Annotated in this window: 1 protein-coding gene; it reads right to left on the bottom strand. The window is 48.4% G+C overall.

Annotated elements, in window-relative coordinates; all coding sequences use genetic code 11:
* The coding region (locus R8O11_RS31750; RefSeq protein ID WP_318195455.1) for a histidine kinase dimerization/phospho-acceptor domain-containing protein at window positions 1-500 on the bottom strand (500 nt) is incomplete at both ends.

The following is a 500-nucleotide window of genomic DNA, read 5'->3' as shown; positions in this document are numbered from 1 at the left end:
CTTCTACGCATATCCAAACCAATTGTTTGTCTGCCGTCACGCCTGTGCTGATTTTCACCCAACCGTTGCCGTAACGCAGTGCGTTGACAACTAAGTTACTCACCGCTCGCTTAATAGCAATCGGGCTACCTTTCGCAGGAGGAAGGTGCATGTTCAAGTCCGTTTCAATCTCAACTTCATACCCCCCTTCAGAGCTCGCCACGTCACTAGCGATGGTGCTGACATCAACCGACTCAAACGATTCTTTGTTTACAGGCTTTAGATAATCCATAAATTGACTGATGATCTCATTGCACTCTTCAGTGTCACTGATGATCCCTTCCGCCAAATAGCTGTCTTCTGGCGACATCATTTCAGTAGCGAGACGAATTCGCGTCAGCGGCGTACGTAAATCATGACTGATGCCTGCCATTAACAGAGCGCGGTCTTCTTCGAGCTCTTGAATCCCTTTCGACATCTGGTTAAACGCACGAGTTACCGAACGAATTTCCGATGCGCCT

This window comes from Vibrio sp. 1288 (genome assembly GCF_033344475.1).
Note: the sequence above shows the minus strand (reverse complement) of the source record. Positions and strands in the feature narration are given on the sequence as shown.